Source organism: Rhodococcus sp. 320_ES (assembly GCF_059691855.1).
This window is the reverse complement of the sequence record NZ_JCAWAG010000005.1, coordinates 95266-111292: the sequence shown is the minus strand read 5'-3', so window position 1 is coordinate 111292 and position 16027 is coordinate 95266. Positions and strand designations below refer to the sequence as shown.

Here is a 16027-nt window from a genome sequence, read left to right as displayed (position 1 = left end):
GTGCCATCCACACAACGCGCCCGATCCGGAGTGCCTTTAGATCAGCGCTCCGTCGTGCCGTCGATCCCCGGCATACCGGCGTGGGGCGCTGTCGCGGTTGCCGTGGGCGCCTCGGTCCTGGGCATCGTCGTCGACTCGTTCGGCGGTAACGAGCTCACAGCCACCTTCGCGGCGCTGTACGTGGTCGGATGCGTGGCGGCGGTGCTCCTCGTACGCCACCGCGGTCTGTTCACCGCCATGGCTCAACCGCCGCTCATCGTCTTCTTCGGCGTTCCCCTCGCGTATCAGTTCCTCACCACCGACGCGGGCACCTCGGTCAAGGACATCGTTCTGAACGTGGCGATCCCCCTGGTGAACCGATTCCCCCTGATGATCACGGCGACGATTCTGGTCCTGCTGATCGGCGGCGCTCGCCTGCTTCTCGACCGCAAGCCGCAGCGGCCGGCAAGGTCCCAGAAGCAAGGCAAGTCCCAGAAGCAAGCCACGTCCCCCGCGTCCGCGAGGTCGCAGCAACCGGCCAAGCCCACCCGCCGACGGGCCGAGGCCACACCGGCAACGTCACGCGAGCCCGAGGAGATGCCGGAGTCGTCGCCGTGGCGTCGTCCGAGGTCGGAGCCGACATCGCCTCGAGGCTCTCGCTCGGCGGCGTCGGATCGGCGAGAGCGAGACGCCGAGCCGCCCCGGCGTACACGTGCTCAGGAGGCACCGCGTCGGGCAGACCGATCCGCTCCTCCGGGTCGCACCCCACGCGAGAATCCACGTGAGACCTCGCGCCGCGGGATCTACGCGCCGGTCGACGCCACCCGCGAGCCATCACACCTTCGCGAACCGGCTACGTCCTACGAACAGGAACGTTCCCGGGAGCGACCGAAGTACGACTCGCCGAACTACGACGCACCGAGCTACGAGCGACCGAGCTACGAGCGGCGGGCCTACGAGCCGAGGACACCGACGAGACGTGCCGGTGCCGAGAACCCGGCCCTGACGCCCCACCCGGCGCCGCGGGTGCGCTACCGCGACCGGGACTGACCCCGAGCGGTAACTACCGGCTCAGGACGTCGGGGCCGCGTGGCGCAGCTCACGAGGCAGCGCGAACACCAGGGTTTCGTTGGCGGTGGTGACGGACTGGACCGTGCCGAATCCGTGCTCGGCCAGCATGTCGATGACCCCACGCACCAGGATCTCGGGCACGGAGGCGCCGGACGTGATGCCGACGGTGCGCACGCCGTCGAGCCAGTTCAGGTCGATCTCACGGGCGAAATCGACGAGGTAGCTGGCCTTCGCGCCGGCGGCGAGGGCCACCTCGACCAACCGGACGGAGTTCGACGAGTTCGTCGATCCGACCACGATCACCAGATCGCACTCCGGCGCCATCGCCTTGACCGCCACCTGGCGGTTCTGGGTGGCGTAGCAGATGTCGTCGCTGGGAGGATCCTGCAGTGTGGGGAACTTCTCACGCAGTTTGGCCACGGTTGCCATGGTTTCGTCGACGCTCAACGTGGTCTGCGACAGCCAGATCACCTTGGACTCGTCGCGCACGGTGACGGCGTCCACGGACTCGGGTCCGTCCACCAGCTGTACGTGATCGGGAGCCTCACCTGCGGTTCCCTCGACTTCCTCGTGACCTTCGTGTCCGATCAGAAGAATGTCGTAGTCGTCGCGCGCGAAGCGCTTGGCTTCCTGGTGCACCTTCGTCACCAGTGGGCAGGTGGCGTCGATGGTGCGCAGGTTCCTCTCGGCCGCGGACTCGTGCACCGCGGGCGACACTCCGTGTGCGGAGAACACCAGAAGCGATCCCTCGGGCACCTCGTCTGTCTCGTCGACGAACACGGCGCCGCGCTCGGCGAGGGTGTCGACGACGTGGCGGTTGTGCACGATCTCCTTGCGCACGTACACCGGAGCCCCGTGCTGCTCGAGCGCCTGCTCCACCGTTTCCACGGCTCGGTCGACGCCGGCGCAGTAGCCGCGCGGCTCGGCGAGGAGGATGCGCTTCTCCCCGTCGTACGGCTGCTCCGACGTGGTGGATTGCGCGATTCCGAGGTTCAACGGCACTGCAGAGGACATGTCACCAGGATACTGGTCCGCACGAGTCGAGGCCTCCCCCGCACGTCGGCTACCCAAACGCCTCGACGTGCGGCAGTCTGGTGCTCATGATTCGTCCCCCGTTCGCCGCCCGCGTGGCCGTCGGCCTGGCCGTCACGGTCGTCGACGAGGCCCGCCGCCTGCCCAGCACCGCGATCTCGCTCCCCATGACCGCGATCAGCCAGGTGTTGCAGACCTCGATGCGCTTTCAGCAGACCGTGACCGAGCTCGCGATCCGAGGCGACGAAATCTTCGCTCTGATCGGGAACTCACCGCAGGAGAAGCCGTCCTGGGCGACCTTCGACGACGACACACCAGTCTCCAACAAACCGCTGTCGACCGAGCCGGAACTGCTCGGTGACACCAGCGGCGAGATCGACGTCCCCGAACCGGAGCCTGCGACGCGGGCACCCGCGGCCGTGTCGAAGGCGGCGCCCGAATCCGGGCCCGCTGCCGGGCGCTTCGCGCTGTACTCGACGCCTCCGTCCGAGATCGAGGTTCCGGCGGCGCCCGCTCCCAAGAAGGCTGCGAAGCGTGCGCGCAAGAAGGCACCCGAGATCGCCGAGTACCTGGACTACGACTCGCTGACGTTGGCGCAGCTGCGGGCGCGGTTGCGCACGCTCTCGGTGGACGAGTTGACCACCCTGCTCGACTACGAGACGGCGACGTCCGCGCGGGCGCCGTTCCTGACGATGCTCACCAACCGGATCACGACCGCGCAGGCCAAGTGACCTCCGCTTCACCTCGAAGCGGAGCCAGTTCGGCCGAGGAACCGTGGCCGGTACGCACGGTCGCCACGAAGATCGCCGGCTGGATCGACCGGCTCGGCAGCGTGTGGGTCGAGGGTCAGATCACTCAGCTGAACGTGCGTCAGGGAACCCGGACCGCGTTCATCGTTCTGCGGGATCCGTCGGCCGACATGTCGCTGTCGGTGACGTGTTCGCCTCTGCTGATTCAGAACTCGCCGGTTCAGCTGGTCGAGGGCGCTCGCGTCATCATGTTCGGCAAGCTCTCCTTCTTCACCGGTCGGGGAACGATTTCGTTGCGCGCCACGGAGATTCGCGCCGTGGGCGTCGGGGAACTGTTGGCCCGAATCGAGCGCCTTCGATCCCTGCTCGCCGCCGAAGGATTGTTCGATCCTCGACTCAAGCGTCCGATTCCGTTCCTGCCGCGCACCATCGGGTTGATCACGGCGCGGGCGAGCGCCGCCGAGCGTGACGTGATCAGCGTCGCCCAGAGGCGCTGGCCCGCAGTGCGATTCGACGTGCGACACACACCCGTTCAAGGCCCGACCGCCGTGCCCGCCATCCTGTCCGCGCTGAGCCGCCTCGACAAGGATCCGGACGTCGACGTGATCGTCCTCGCTCGCGGCGGCGGCAGCGTCGAAGACCTTCTCCCGTTCAGCGACGAGGCGTTGTGCCGGGCCATCTCGTCTGCCACGACCCCCGTCGTCAGCGCCATCGGTCACGAGCCGGACAGCCCGCTGTGCGACCACGTGGCGGACCTGCGGGCCGCGACTCCGACCGACGCCGCCAAGCTCGTCGTTCCGGACGCGGTTGCCGAGATGCAGCTCGTGTCCGATCTGCGGGTCAGATCGGCGGCGGCACTGCGGTCGTGGGTGGCGCGTGAAGTGCGGAGCCTGGACATGCTCCGCGAGCGTCCCGCCCTGGCCGACCCCCTCGCCTCCATCGTCGATCGTCGTCACGCGGAAGTGGCCGAGGCCATTCGTGTGGTGCGGCGCGACGTCGAACGCGAGGTGGCCCGGCAGACGACGTCCGTGGAGCATCTGCGCTCACGACTGTCGACGCTCGGTCCGGCAGCCACCCTCGCCCGCGGCTACGCCGTCGTGCAGCGCGTCGTCGCGGGCTCGGAGCCCGAGGTGGTCCGGTCGATCGAGGACGTTGCGCCGGGCACTCAGCTGCGGGTGCGCGTCGCGGACGGAGCCGTCACCGCGGTGACGATGGGAAAGAGTTCGTGAACACGCGTCTGGAAGGATCTTCGGCCATGAGCGATACGCCCACCTCCGAGCTCGGGTACGAAGCTGCGCGTGACGAGTTGCTCGACGTGGTCCGACTGCTCGAGCAGGGCGGGCTCGATCTGGATGCGTCGCTGGCCCTGTGGGAGCGCGGCGAGGCGCTGGCCACTCGATGCGAAGAGCATCTCGCGGGCGCCCGCGACCGGATCGAGAAGGCGCTGTCCTCCGACGAGGACTAGGTCCCGAGCGGGGCGGCCGACGACACAGCCGTGGCGAGCGTGACGAACTCGTCGCTGGTTCCGCTTCCGGTCACCACCGCGTGGGTTCGGCCGAAGTCCGCGACCCAGATCGATTCCACGCCGTCCCCGCCGTAGACGACCCAGTTGGTGCCGCCGAGGTTCTCGGCTCCGGTGGCCGTGCGTGAACCCTGCGCGACGTATTGGACCAGTTGATCCTCGGTCGCGTCGCTCTGCGTCAGGGCGAGGTAGTTGCCCTTGTCGGTGATGAACCCCACCGTGCTGCCCACCTTGTCACCGGTGATCGTGGGCCGACTGGCGGAGTTGGGAGTCCAGGAGTCGGGGACTTTAGGCTCGCGAATCGGGAAGGGCAGCGCGGCTGCGTCGGCTTGCAACGACGCACCGAGATCGACTCGCGGGACCGTTCCCTGCGACGGTCCGCCCACCCGCAGCGAGCACTGACCTGCGACGGCGGCGATCGCCAGGCACGCGAGAAGCAGCGGGATCAGCGACCACGCCATGTCTTTGTTGCTCTGGAGAATCCTGGGTTTCTTGTCGGCCACACCATCCACTATCCCACCGGCACCGCCGGGGCCGTGACAGTGCGACAATCACCGACGAGATCCCACTGCGAACGCACGTCTGTAGGCCACGTGCAAGGAGGCACTGCTTCATGACGATATCGACCGATACCCGCACTCACATGGCCCCCGACCGCAACCTCGCACTCGAACTGGTGCGCGTCACGGAAGCGGGCGCCCTGGCCTCCGGTCGATGGGTCGGTCGCGGCGACAAGGAAGGTGGCGACGGCGCCGCGGTCGACGCGATGCGTCAGCTCGTCAGTTCCGTGTCGATGCGCGGCGTCGTCGTGATCGGTGAGGGCGAGAAGGACGAAGCACCGATGCTGTTCAACGGCGAGGAGGTCGGCAACGGCGACGGTCCCGACGTCGACTTCGCCGTCGACCCCGTCGACGGCACCACGCTCATGGCCAAGGGCATGCCGAACGCCATCTCGGTGCTCGCCGTGGCCGAGCGCGGCGCCATGTTCGATCCCTCCGCCGTCTTCTACATGGACAAGATCGCGGTCGGACCCGACTACGCCAACGCCATCGACATCACCGCTCCCATCGCGGAGAACCTCCGCCGCGTGGCCAAGATCAAGAAGGGAGCGCCGTCGGACGTGACGGTGTGCGTGCTCGATCGCCCCCGCCACACCGCCCTGATCCAGGAGATTCGGGACACCGGGGCTCGCATCCGCCTGATCTCGGACGGCGACGTGGCCGGCGCCATCGCCGCAGCACGTCCCGATTCCGGCACCGACATCCTCATCGGAACCGGTGGCACCCCCGAGGGCATCATCGCCGCGGCCGCGATGCGCTGCATGGGTGGAGTGCTGCAGGGCCGTCTCGCGCCGACGGACGACGACGAGCGCCAGAAGGCGATCGACGCGGGCCACGACCTCGACCGGATCCTGACCACCGAGGACCTCGTCTCGGGCGAGAACGTCTTCTTCACCGCAACGGGTGTCACCGACGGTGATCTGCTTCGCGGTGTGCGCTACGCCGGCGGCGGCGCGTACACGCAGTCGATCGTGATGCGCTCGAAGTCCGGAACCGTGCGCATGATCGACGCGTACCACCAGCTCAACAAGCTCAAGGAGTACTCGTCCGTCGACTTCGACGGCGACACCTCCGGCTCCATCCCGTCCTTCTGACCGACTCGCGTACCCGACTCGCCTACAGAAAGAGTTGCTTTTCATGACAGAGCAGTACCGAATCGAACACGACACCATGGGCGAAGTGAAGGTGCCCATCGACGCGTTGTGGCGGGCTCAGACCCAGCGCGCCGTCGAGAACTTCCCCATCTCGGGCCGCCCGCTCGAGCGCACCCAGATCCGCGCCATGGGCCTTCTCAAGGCCGCCTGCGCTCAGGTGAACAAGGACCTCGGTCTGCTCGACGCCGAGAAGGCCGACGCGATCATCGCCGCCGCAGGTGAGATCGCCGACGGCAAGCACGACGATCAGTTCCCCATCGACGTGTTCCAGACCGGCTCGGGCACGAGCTCGAACATGAACGCGAACGAGGTCATCGCCTCGATCGCGAAGAACGCCGGCGTCGAGGTGCACCCCAACGACCACGTCAACATGTCGCAGTCGTCGAACGACACCTTCCCGACGGCCACGCACGTCGCCGCCACCGAGGCCGCGGTCACCGATCTCGTTCCGGCGCTGCGTCATCTGCACGAGGCGCTGGCCGCCAAGGCAACCGAGTGGAAGACCGTCGTCAAGTCCGGCCGCACGCACCTGATGGATGCCGTGCCGGTCACCCTCGGCCAGGAATTCGGCGGGTACGCCCGCCAGATCGAAGCGGGAATCGAGCGGGTCGAAGCGACGCTTCCGCGCCTCGGCGAGCTGCCCATCGGCGGCACCGCGGTGGGCACCGGCCTGAACGCTCCCGACGGTTTCGGCGCGAAAGTCGTTGCCGAGCTGGTCAAGTCGGCCGGCATCGATGCTCTCACCCCCGCCAAGGATTCGTTCGAGGCTCAGGCCGCGCGCGACGGACTCGTCGAGGCGTCGGGCGCGCTGCGCACCATCGCGGTGTCGCTCACCAAGATCGCCAACGACATCCGCTGGATGGGATCGGGTCCGCTTACCGGTCTGGGCGAGATCGCCCTGCCCGATCTGCAGCCCGGCAGCTCCATCATGCCCGGCAAGGTCAATCCCGTTCTCCCCGAAGCGGTCACGCAGGTCGCCGCACAGGTGATCGGTAACGACGCCGCCGTCGCGTTCGGTGGAGCATCGGGTGCGTTCGAGCTCAACGTCTACATCCCGATGATGGCGCGCAACGTCCTGGAGTCGTTCAAGTTGCTGGCCAACGTTTCTCGGCTCTTCGCCGATCGTTGCATCGTCGGTCTCGAGGCCAACGTCGAACACCTCAAGACGCTCGCCGAGTCGTCGCCGTCGATCGTGACGCCCCTCAACAGCGCCATCGGCTACGAGGAAGCCGCGGCGGTGGCGAAGCAGGCTCTGAAGGAGAAGAAGACGATCCGTCAGGTCGTCGTCGAGCGTGGTCTGGTTCCGGACAAGCTGTCCGAGGAAGAGCTGGACAAGCGCCTCGACGTTCTCGCCATGGCGAAGGTCACCGACTGACCGGTTCCGAGGCAAAGAAAAACCCCCGCAGCGTGGCTGCGGGGGTTTTTCGCGTCGTGGACTCTCGGGTCAGGCGACCGCGGACGCGATCTCGTCCCGCGCCGCGTTGCCCTCGGCTCCGAAGTCGTTGCGCTCGAACACCTTCCACTCCTGCAACAACGGCTTGACGACCTGCTCGCTCTGCATCTCGGGCGTGTAGATTCCGGCCTTCTCGAGCAACGTGGAACTGCTGCCCTCACCGGGCAGGTCGACGACCGGGACGGCGAAATCGGCCACTCGGTCCGCGATGGCGCGCATCGACAGATCCGGTTCCAGGTCGAGTGCCGCGGTGACGAGGTTGCGGAAGAACACGGCCTGCAGCTCGTCGTCCTGTGCGATACGGCCGAAGATGGCGGCCAGACGCGGTTCCGTCGCCAGTTCCGCGGCCTTGCGGTGACGCAGGCCCGCGGCGGTCTCGTCCAGCGCGTACTTCACCAGCATGTCCACCACATGGAGCGAGGGCGCTGAGTACCCCTGTGTCATGTAGTCGATCCGTACGCGCTCGAGCTCGACGGGATCCACCGAACGGGTGGTCATGAGGAAGTCCCGCAACACGATGGCGTGACGGTTCTCCTCGGCGGTCCAGCGTCCGATCCACTTCCACCACACACCCTTCTTGCGCAGCGAGAAGGCGAGATCGCGGTGGTAGGCGGGAAGGTTGTCGGCGATGAGCACCCCGACCGTCGCCGCGATGCGGTCGACGTCCGTCAGTCCGGACTGCTCGGCAGCCCAGTCCTCACCGCCGAGGAACGCGAAGTTCCGCCCTTCGGCCCACGGGACGAAATCGTGAGATTCCCAGTCCTGTGCGGCGCCCACGTGGCGGTCGTAGTTTTCTTCGGCGACCTGTTCGAGGGCAGCAAGCAACTCGGCATCGGTCTTCGGTGACGTCATGAGCGCAAGCATAACGACCGCACCGGGGGTGTGATCCTTCACTGCCACCGCGCTGTGACCGCTCACAGAGCTCAGAAGTCTTCGCTGGCAACCTCGGTCTCGTCGTCACGAAGTGCAGCCACGATACGGTCCGCGACACGCGCTGGGTCGAGCCCCTTGGGCAGTTTCGGCGGCGTGCCGGCGATCGCGCGGTCGACCAATCCGGTTTCGGTGTGCGGCGGGCGCACGTCCACGATTCTGATCTTGCTGCGTCGAGCCTCGTGACGCACGGCCGTGAAGAACGCACTCACAGCCGACTTGCTGGCGGAGTAGGCCGCCATGTTGCCGGTGGGCGTCTCGACGAGCACGGCGCTGATGTTGAGGATCACCGCGCCCGACTCCATCACTCCCAGCGCGGCGCGCGTAAGACGAACGGGCGCGAGGTAGTTGACGAGGAGCAGGTCGTCGACCGTGTCGTCGTCGACCTCGGCCGCTGCACCGAAGGCCGCGATGCCGGACGCGATGACCACGCCGTCGAGCCGGCCACCGTCCGATTGGGCACGCTCCACCATCGCTCGGGGCGCATCGGGTTGACGCAGATCACCGGTGACGGTCTTCGCACCCTCGACGCCCACGCCGTTCAGTTCCTCCTCGTCGCGACCGGCCAGGGTGAGAGTGGCACCCGCGTCCGCGAGACCGTGTGCGATGAGTGATCCGAGTGCGCCGCTCGCTCCGACGACCAAGAAGTGCTTTCCAGAAATGTCCATGGTCAAGGTTCGTGGTCACCCCGCCCCGTGGACGAGGCGGGGTGACATCGAACGCCTAGCTCGGGCCGAACTCTTCGAGCATCTCCGTCACGAGGGCGGCGATCGGCGAGCGCTCGCTTCGCGTCAGAGTGATGTGCGCGAAGAGCGGGTGGCCCTTGAGCTTCTCGATCACGGCGGCGACGCCGTCGTGCCGACCGACCCGCAAATTGTCTCGCTGCGCGACGTCGTGGGTCAGGACGACGCGCGAGCCGGTGCCGAGCCGCGACAGAACGGTCAGGAGAACGTTGCGCTCCAGCGACTGAGCCTCGTCGACGATCACGAACGAGTCGTGCAGCGACCGTCCACGAATGTGCGTGAGCGGCAACACTTCCAGCATGCCCCGCGCCGTGACCTCTTCCATCACCTCGGGACTGGCCAGACCGTCGAGCGTGTCGAAGACGGCCTGAGCCCAGGGACCCATCTTCTCGCTCTCGCTGCCGGGAAGGTAACCGAGCTCCTGGCCACCCACCGCGTAGAGCGGGCGGAAGACCACGACCTTGCGGTGTGTCCGACGTTCGAGCACCGCCTCGAGACCCGCGGTGAGCGCGAGCGCCGACTTGCCGGTGCCCGCCTTGCCGCCGAGCGAGATGATCCCGACGCTCTCGTCGAGCAGAAGGTCCAGCGCGACGCGCTGTTCCGCGGAACGGCCGTGCAGACCGAACGCCTCGCGCTCACCGCGCACGAGCTGCACGCGCTTGTCCGCCGTCACCCGCCCGAGAGCGCTCGACGTTCCGCCGAGAAGCCGAACACCGGTGTGGCACGGCAACTCTCGCGCCTGCTCGATGTCGAGAATGCCCTCGGCGAACAACGCGTCGACGGTCTGACGTGAGACGTCGACCTCCGCCATGCCCGTCCACCCGGACGGCACGACGTCCTGAGCCCGGTATTCGTCGGCCGGAAGCCCGACTGCTCCCGCCTTCACGCGTAGCGGAATGTCCTTGCTGACGAGGACGACGTCCTTGCCCTCGGCCGCAAGATTCAAGGCGCACGCCAGGATTCGGGAATCGTTGGAGTCGGTGCGGAAGCCCACCGGCAGCACCGACGGGTCCGTGTGATTGAGCTCGACCTGCAGAGTTCCGCCCTCGGTACCGATCGGAACCGGCTGATCGAGGCGCCCGTGTTCGATGCGCAGGTCGTCGAGCATGCGCAACGTCTCGCGGGCGAACCATCCGAGTTCGTGGTGGTGCCGTTTACCTTCGAGTTCGCCGATGACGATGAGCGGGAGAATCACTTCGTGCTCGGCGAACCGGACTACCGCCCAGGGATCGGAGAGCAGAACGGAAGTGTCCAACACGTAGGTACGAACGCGAGCTGTGGTCACGTGGAACTCCTCGGCGTGTGCGGCACCCACACACACTCTCGATCGCTGGACCGGTCCGTCCCGATGTGTCAGGTGACACGAGGGCCGGGCACCGGCCCTCTCGCACTGAATGACTCAGTCACGTATCAGGACCTCCCGCACCGTCGGCTTCCCCGCCGCCGGTGAATTGGACGCTACTGGCAATGGAGGGCTCCGGCGCGTTGGACACGACGAGAGTCGATGAACAACAGGTAACGCGGGGAAGCCGGGTGTTAGCGTCGGCCCATGACGACGGTTGCGGACACAGCGAGTTTCGAAGGTACCGAGGGCACGATCGAATACACCGTGTGGCGGAGTACCGATCCGACCTTCGTCGCGCTGATCGCCCACGGGTTCGGTGAGCACGCGGCGCGCTATCAACACGTCGCCGACGCCCTCGTCGACATCGGCGCCGTCGTGTATGCACCCGACCACATCGGCCACGGAAAGTCCGACGGCGCCCGCGCGGTGGTCACCGACGCGGACCACCTCGCTGTGGATCTCCATACGGTCGCCGACATCGCGCGACGCGAGAACCCGGGCATCCCGGTCGTGCTCGTCGGACACTCGATGGGCGGTCTGGTGGCAACCCGCTTCGCGCAGCTCTACCGCGGCGAACTGGCGGCACTCGTGCTGTCGGGTCCGCTCCTCGGGGATCACCCGGCACTCGCGTTGCTCGACATGGACCCGATCCCGGAGATCCCCATCGATCCGGAGACGCTCTCACGCGACCCGAAGGTGGGCGAGGCGTACATGGCCGACCCGCTGATCTACCACGGCCCCTTTGCGCGCGAGACCCTCGAAGCGTTCAAGGCGGCGATGCCGCGGGTGGCCGGCGACGGAGACCTCGGAGAGCAGGCCACGTTCTGGATCCACGGACGCGACGACGCGCTGGTGCCCTACGACACCACCGCTGCCGCCATCCCGCCGCTGCGCGGACCGCAGTTCCAGGAGAAGATTTACCCGGGCGCCAAGCACGAGGTCTTCAACGAGACCAACTCCGACGAGGTGATCGGCGACGTCGTGACGTTCCTGAAGGAATCCGGACTGCCGACCAAGTAATCCGGCCGGCCTCGGGCCTACCCGCAAAGTAGAAGCGGTCAGCCCAGCAGACCCCAGTCTTCGAGGCCCTCGTACAGCGGGCACTCCTGCGCGAGCTTGGTGACGCGGGCGCGCAACGCGTCGGTTGCCTCGCCGGTCGTCAGCGCGGTGGCGATGATGTCGGCGACCTCGGTGAACTCGGCCTCACCGAAACCACGGGTGGCGAGTGCGCCGGTGCCGATACGCAGACCGGACGTCACCATCGGCGGACGCGGGTCGAACGGAACGGCGTTGCGGTTCACCGTGATTCCCACCTCGTGCAGGAGATCCTCGGCTTGCTGACCGTCGAGCTCGGAGTTGCGCAGGTCCACCAGAGCGAGGTGGACGTCGGTTCCGCCGGTGAGAACCGATATGCCCTTGCCGGCGACGTCCGAGCCGGTCAGACGCTCGGCGAGGAGCGACGCACCGAGCAGGGTGCGCTCCTGACGCTCGCGGAACTCTGCGGTGCCCGCGATCTTGAAGGCGACCGCCTTCGCGGCGATCGCATGCATCAGCGGCCCGCCCTGCTGGCCGGGGAAGACGGCGGAGTTGAGCTTCTTGGCCCACTCCTTCTTGGCCAGAATGATGCCGGAGCGGGGACCGCCGAGAGTCTTGTGCACGGTCGAGGACACGACGTCGGCGTACGGGACGGGTGACGGGTGCACCCCGGCCGCGACGAGCCCGGCGAAGTGCGCCATGTCGACCCAGAGCAGCGCGCCCACCTCGTCGGCGATGGAGCGGAACGCCTCGAAGTCCTGGTGGCGAGGGTATGCGGACCATCCGGCGATGAGCACCTGCGGCTTGGCGGCGATAGCCTGCTTGCGCACCTCGTCCATGTCGATGCGGTGGTCTTCCTTCGACACACCGTAGGACTCGACCTCGTAGAGCTTGCCGGAGAAGTTCAGCTTCATGCCGTGGGTGAGGTGGCCGCCGTGAGCGAGGTCCAGGCCCATGATCTTGTCGCCCGGGTTGATGAGGGCCATGAGCACCGCGGCGTTGGCCTGCGCGCCGGCGTGCGGCTGCACGTTCGCGAACTCGGCGCCGAACAGTTCCTTCGCCCGCTCGCGCGCGAGGTTCTCCACGATGTCGACGTGCTCGCATCCGCCGTAGTACCGGCGTCCCGGGTAACCCTCGGCGTACTTGTTCGTCAGGACGCTGCCCTGAGCCTGGAGCACGGCGCGGGGAACGAAGTTCTCCGACGCGATCATCTCGAGCGTGTCGCGCTGACGGCCGAGTTCACCCGCGAGGGCCGCTGCGACCTCGGGATCGACCTCGCCGAGCGACGCGGTGAGTGCGGACGTGACGGGTGCAGCGGTCATCGATGTTCTCCAGTGCTGACGAGTGCGGGGATGAAGAGGAGTCTATTGGTCTTTCGTCACCGCAGCGACGACGGGATCAGGGGTTCGTCGAGCAGGCGCCGGAACAGCTCGCTCCGCTCGGCGGGTGAGCCGCCGCGATCGAGCCAGGTGTCGAGCAGCCGATACCCCTCGACGTAGGTCGTGGTGTACGCCCGCCAGAGCGGTGAGGACAGGAACCGGAGCATCTGCCGCGCTCGTTCCTCGGTTGCGAGGGACCACCGCTGCAGGAAGGCGGCGACGTCGTCCTGACTTCGGCCCTGATCGTGCAGCAGCAGGGCTGCGTCCTGGCGCACGCCCAGCAGGGCCGCGGACGCGTTCGCGAGCGCCTCGGCGCGCTCGCCGTCGAACCGAAGTCCGAGATCGGCGTAGATGTCCTGAGCCCATCGACCCCATCCCGGCCCGACGATGGATCCGAGCGCGTGATCGGCGAGGCCCTCCGCCATCAGGCACTGTGGGGTGTTCACCACGAACAACGTCTGTTCGGTCTCGCCTCCCGCCACCAGTCCGGCTTCCTTCCTGCAGTGCTCGGTGTGGTGACCGGGGTAGGACTCGTGCGCGATCAGGTGCGGCAGATGCGCCATGTGCTGTTGGAGGTCGGAGTTGATCGCCACCGTCGAGCGGTAGTTCCCGAGGTAGTAGTTGAAGCCCGACCACGGCTTGTCCCCCACCACCTCGTAGTCGACGCGTTCGGTGTCGGGAAGGGTGTACTCGGCGCGGACCAATTCGCGAAGTGCGCCGGAGAACGCGTCGACGCATTCCTGCAGCCGCTCCGGCGCGATCACGTCGGCCGCCCGGTGCGCCCGAACTCGTTCTGCGAGAGGGCCGCTGCCCGCCAGTACCTCGTCCATGACCCGGTGCGCCGACCGGTAGTCATCCGGGTCCCCTGCCTCGATCCGGACGTCGAAGTACGCCTCCACCTCGTCGACGAACGCGACCGGTTCACCGGCGAACTTGCGGCCGGAGCACTCGAGGGCCCGCAGGTGGACGTCGAGGAAACGGACTCGGTGTTCGGGAAGGTCGGTCGACGCGAGTTCGGTCCGCAGCTCGCGGGCCCTCCCCGCGAGACGGCGCGGGTCGAAGGCCGGGTCGTTCTCGATCTGCCGGCGTAGCGCCGGATCGCCGGTGTAGGCGTCGACGAACCCCGGTTCGAGTCGGTCGAAGGCCAGGCCGAGGAGCAGATACTCGCGCACGAAGTCGTCGGAATTCACGACGATCAACCCTACGCGGCCCACCCCGATTGTCGGGATGGCAGCGCCACCAAGCACAATCGCTGCATGGATCCACTGCTGTCGTCGATTCCGGCGAGCGGTCGCGCGTGTCCCGAGTAGGCGAATCCAGCCCGTACGTCGAATTCGACCGACGACAGTGGCGGACTCTGCGCAACTCGACACCGCTCGTGTTGACCGAGAGCGAGCTGATGGGTCTGCGCGGCCTCGGCGAGCAGATCGACCTCGACGAGGTGGCCGAGGTCTACCTACCCCTCGCCCGCCTGATCCACCTGCAGGTCGCCGCTCGCCAACGCTTGTTCGCGGCCACCGCGACCTTCTTGGGTGAGAAGACGCCCGACCGTCAGGTGCCGTTCGTCATCGGCATCGCGGGCAGTGTGGCCGTGGGCAAGTCGACCACGGCGCGTGTTCTGCAGGCTCTGCTCGCGCGGTGGGAACACCACCCGCGGGTCGATCTGGTGACCACCGACGGATTCCTGTACTCGACGTCGGAGCTGACCAAACGCGGCATCATGCATCGCAAGGGTTTCCCCGAGAGCTACGACCGCCGCAAGCTGCTTCGCTTCGTCACCGAGGTCAAGTCGGGCACGGAAGCCGTTGCCGCGCCGGTGTATTCGCATATCTCTTACGACATCATTCCGGGCGAGTTCCATGTGGTGCGCCAGCCCGACATTCTGGTGATCGAGGGACTGAACGTGCTGCAGACGGGCCCGCGCCTGATGGTGTCGGACCTGTTCGATTTCTCGATCTACGTCGACGCCCGCATCGAGGACATCGAGCACTGGTACGTCCAACGCTTCCTCGCCCTGCGCAAGACCGCGTTCGCGAACCCGTCGTCGCACTTCCACCACTACTCGGGGCTGAACGACGAACACGCCCGATTGGCGGCGGAAGACATCTGGCACTCCATCAACCGCCCGAATCTGGTGGAGAACATTCTGCCGACGCGTCCGCGGGCCACGCTGGTGCTGCGCAAGGACGGCGATCACGCCATCAACAGGTTGCGGCTCCGCAAGCTCTGAGCCCGCTGAGCCTCAGATACCCCAGTGTTTCAGATACCCCTATGTTTCAGATACCGAAGCGCCGGTGCCGAGCTGCGAAGTCTCGAAGTGCGCGCAGGAAGTCGACCCGGCGGAACTCGGGCCAGTACGCCTCGGTGAACCAGATCTCCGAATAGGCGCTCTGCCACAGCAGAAATCCCGAGAGGCGTTGCTCGCCAGACGTTCTGATGACCAGGTCCGGATCCGGTTGACCCGAGGTGTAGAGGTGCGCGTCGATCGCGTCGACGGTGACTTCCCGCATCAGGTCCTCGCCCGTGCGCCCCTCGGCGATCTTGTCGGCCAGCAGGGACTGCACTGCGTCGGCGATCTCCTGCCGACCTCCGTATCCCACCGCCACGTTGACGTGGGTGCCGGATCGTCCGGCGGTGCCCGAGGACGCCTCTTTCAAGCGCCGCGCGGACTCGGCGGGCAACAGGTCGAGGGTGCCGACGATCTTGACGCTCCAGTTCTTGCCCGGGCCGCTGATCTCCTCGACGACGTCGGTGATGATCTCGAGCAGTGATTCGAGTTCGTCCGGATCACGGCTGAGGTTCTCCGTCGAGAGCAGGTAGATCGTGGCCATCTCGATTCCGGCCATGTCGCACCACGTCAGCAACTCGGCGATCTTGAGTGCGCCCATGCGGTGCCCGTGCGCGACGTCGGAGAAGCCGTTCTCGCGAGCCCAGCGACGATTTCCATCGCACATCACGGCGACGTGCCGGGGGTGCTGAGCCCCTTCGAGCTGCTTCAGCAACCGACGTTCGTAGAGCGTGTACAGCAGACCGCGGGCCTTCATCTATCGCCCCATCAGTTCTGTCTCCGACACG

Annotated in this window: 16 protein-coding genes; 8 read left to right on the top strand and 8 right to left on the bottom strand. The window is 67.0% G+C overall.

From position 1 onward, the window contains the following. On the top strand, window positions 1–1029 hold the full coding sequence (locus AC59JP_RS18175; RefSeq protein WP_497327218.1) for a DUF6542 domain-containing protein: 1029 nt from the start codon (window positions 1–3) through the stop codon (window positions 1027–1029). A 21-nt stretch (window positions 1030–1050) separates the two neighbouring features. Here AC59JP_RS18175 and AC59JP_RS18170 read toward each other — a convergent pair whose 3' ends face one another. After that, on the bottom strand, window positions 1051–2064 hold the full coding sequence (locus AC59JP_RS18170; protein ID WP_497327217.1) for a 4-hydroxy-3-methylbut-2-enyl diphosphate reductase: 1014 nt from the start codon (window positions 2062–2064) through the stop codon (window positions 1051–1053). A gap of 86 nt (window positions 2065–2150) precedes the next feature. Between AC59JP_RS18170 and AC59JP_RS18165 the strand changes: the two genes are divergently transcribed. The 3 genes from AC59JP_RS18165 to AC59JP_RS18155 are packed head-to-tail and all read left to right on the top strand — an operon-like array spanning window position 2151 to window position 4296. After that, a complete protein-coding gene (locus AC59JP_RS18165) occupies window positions 2151–2813 on the top strand; it encodes a lipid droplet-associated protein (protein WP_497327216.1) in 663 nt (220 codons plus the stop codon). Further along, window positions 2810–4060, top strand: coding sequence for an exodeoxyribonuclease VII large subunit (gene xseA / locus AC59JP_RS18160; protein WP_497327215.1), 1251 nt, complete (start codon window positions 2810–2812; stop codon window positions 4058–4060). The genes AC59JP_RS18165 and xseA overlap by 4 nt, the downstream gene beginning before the upstream one ends. Window positions 4061–4086: 26 nt before the next feature. Then, the gene (locus AC59JP_RS18155; RefSeq protein ID WP_497327214.1) at window positions 4087–4296 is read left to right on the top strand and encodes an exodeoxyribonuclease VII small subunit; all 210 of its coding nucleotides are present in this window, start codon (window positions 4087–4089) and stop codon (window positions 4294–4296) included. Here AC59JP_RS18155 and AC59JP_RS18150 read toward each other — a convergent pair. Continuing rightward, a complete protein-coding gene (locus AC59JP_RS18150) occupies window positions 4293–4856 on the bottom strand; it encodes a DUF4245 domain-containing protein (RefSeq protein ID WP_497327213.1) in 564 nt (187 codons plus the stop codon). The genes AC59JP_RS18155 and AC59JP_RS18150 overlap by 4 nt on opposite strands. A 110-nt stretch (window positions 4857–4966) precedes the next feature. Between AC59JP_RS18150 and glpX the strand changes: the two genes are divergently transcribed. Both glpX and AC59JP_RS18140 read left to right on the top strand, forming a co-directional pair. Then, window positions 4967–6007 carry a class II fructose-bisphosphatase gene (glpX, locus tag AC59JP_RS18145; RefSeq protein WP_497327212.1) on the top strand — a complete coding sequence of 347 codons (1041 nt, stop codon included), beginning with the start codon at window positions 4967–4969 and terminating at the stop codon, window positions 6005–6007. Between the two features lie 43 nt (window positions 6008–6050). After that, entirely contained in the window at window positions 6051–7442 is a 1392-nt protein-coding gene (locus tag AC59JP_RS18140; RefSeq protein ID WP_497327211.1) for a class II fumarate hydratase, read from the top strand. Window positions 7443–7511: 69 nt separating this feature from the next. Here the strand turns inward: AC59JP_RS18140 and AC59JP_RS18135 are convergent, their stop codons facing one another. The 3 genes from AC59JP_RS18135 to phoH2 form a co-directional block, all read right to left on the bottom strand. Next, window positions 7512–8372 carry an acyl-ACP desaturase gene (locus AC59JP_RS18135; RefSeq protein WP_497327210.1) on the bottom strand — a complete coding sequence of 287 codons (861 nt, stop codon included), beginning with the start codon at window positions 8370–8372 and terminating at the stop codon, window positions 7512–7514. Between the two features lie 71 nt (window positions 8373–8443). Continuing rightward, complete coding sequence (locus tag AC59JP_RS18130) at window positions 8444–9118, bottom strand: SDR family NAD(P)-dependent oxidoreductase (RefSeq protein WP_497327209.1); 675 nt, start codon at window positions 9116–9118, stop codon at window positions 8444–8446. A 55-nt stretch (window positions 9119–9173) separates the two neighbouring features. Next, entirely contained in the window at window positions 9174–10478 is a 1305-nt protein-coding gene (gene phoH2 / locus AC59JP_RS18125; protein ID WP_497327208.1) for an RNA 5'-3' helicase PhoH2, read from the bottom strand. Window positions 10479–10742: 264 nt separating this feature from the next. Here phoH2 and AC59JP_RS18120 point away from each other — a divergent pair, with 264 nt between their 5' ends. Further along, window positions 10743–11558 carry an alpha/beta hydrolase gene (locus tag AC59JP_RS18120; protein ID WP_497327207.1) on the top strand — a complete coding sequence of 272 codons (816 nt, stop codon included), beginning with the start codon at window positions 10743–10745 and terminating at the stop codon, window positions 11556–11558. Window positions 11559–11596: 38 nt separating this feature from the next. On the opposite strand, the gene glyA is transcribed toward AC59JP_RS18120, so the two are convergent. Next, window positions 11597–12895 (bottom strand): serine hydroxymethyltransferase, encoded by a 1299-nt coding sequence (glyA, locus tag AC59JP_RS18115; protein WP_497327206.1) that lies wholly within the window; start codon window positions 12893–12895, stop codon window positions 11597–11599. A gap of 56 nt (window positions 12896–12951) precedes the next feature. Beyond that, on the bottom strand, window positions 12952–14142 hold the full coding sequence (locus AC59JP_RS18110) for a DUF885 domain-containing protein (RefSeq protein WP_497327205.1): 1191 nt from the start codon (window positions 14140–14142) through the stop codon (window positions 12952–12954). Window positions 14143–14249: 107 nt separating this feature from the next. Here AC59JP_RS18110 and coaA point away from each other — a divergent pair, with 107 nt between their 5' ends. After that, window positions 14250–15182, top strand: a complete 933-nt coding sequence (coaA, locus tag AC59JP_RS18105; protein WP_497327204.1) for a type I pantothenate kinase — start codon at window positions 14250–14252, stop codon at window positions 15180–15182. Between the two features lie 46 nt (window positions 15183–15228). On the opposite strand, the gene AC59JP_RS18100 is transcribed toward coaA, so the two are convergent. Further along, entirely contained in the window at window positions 15229–15996 is a 768-nt protein-coding gene (locus AC59JP_RS18100) for an isoprenyl transferase (RefSeq protein WP_497327203.1), read from the bottom strand. Between the last annotated feature and the right edge of the window lie 31 nt (window positions 15997–16027).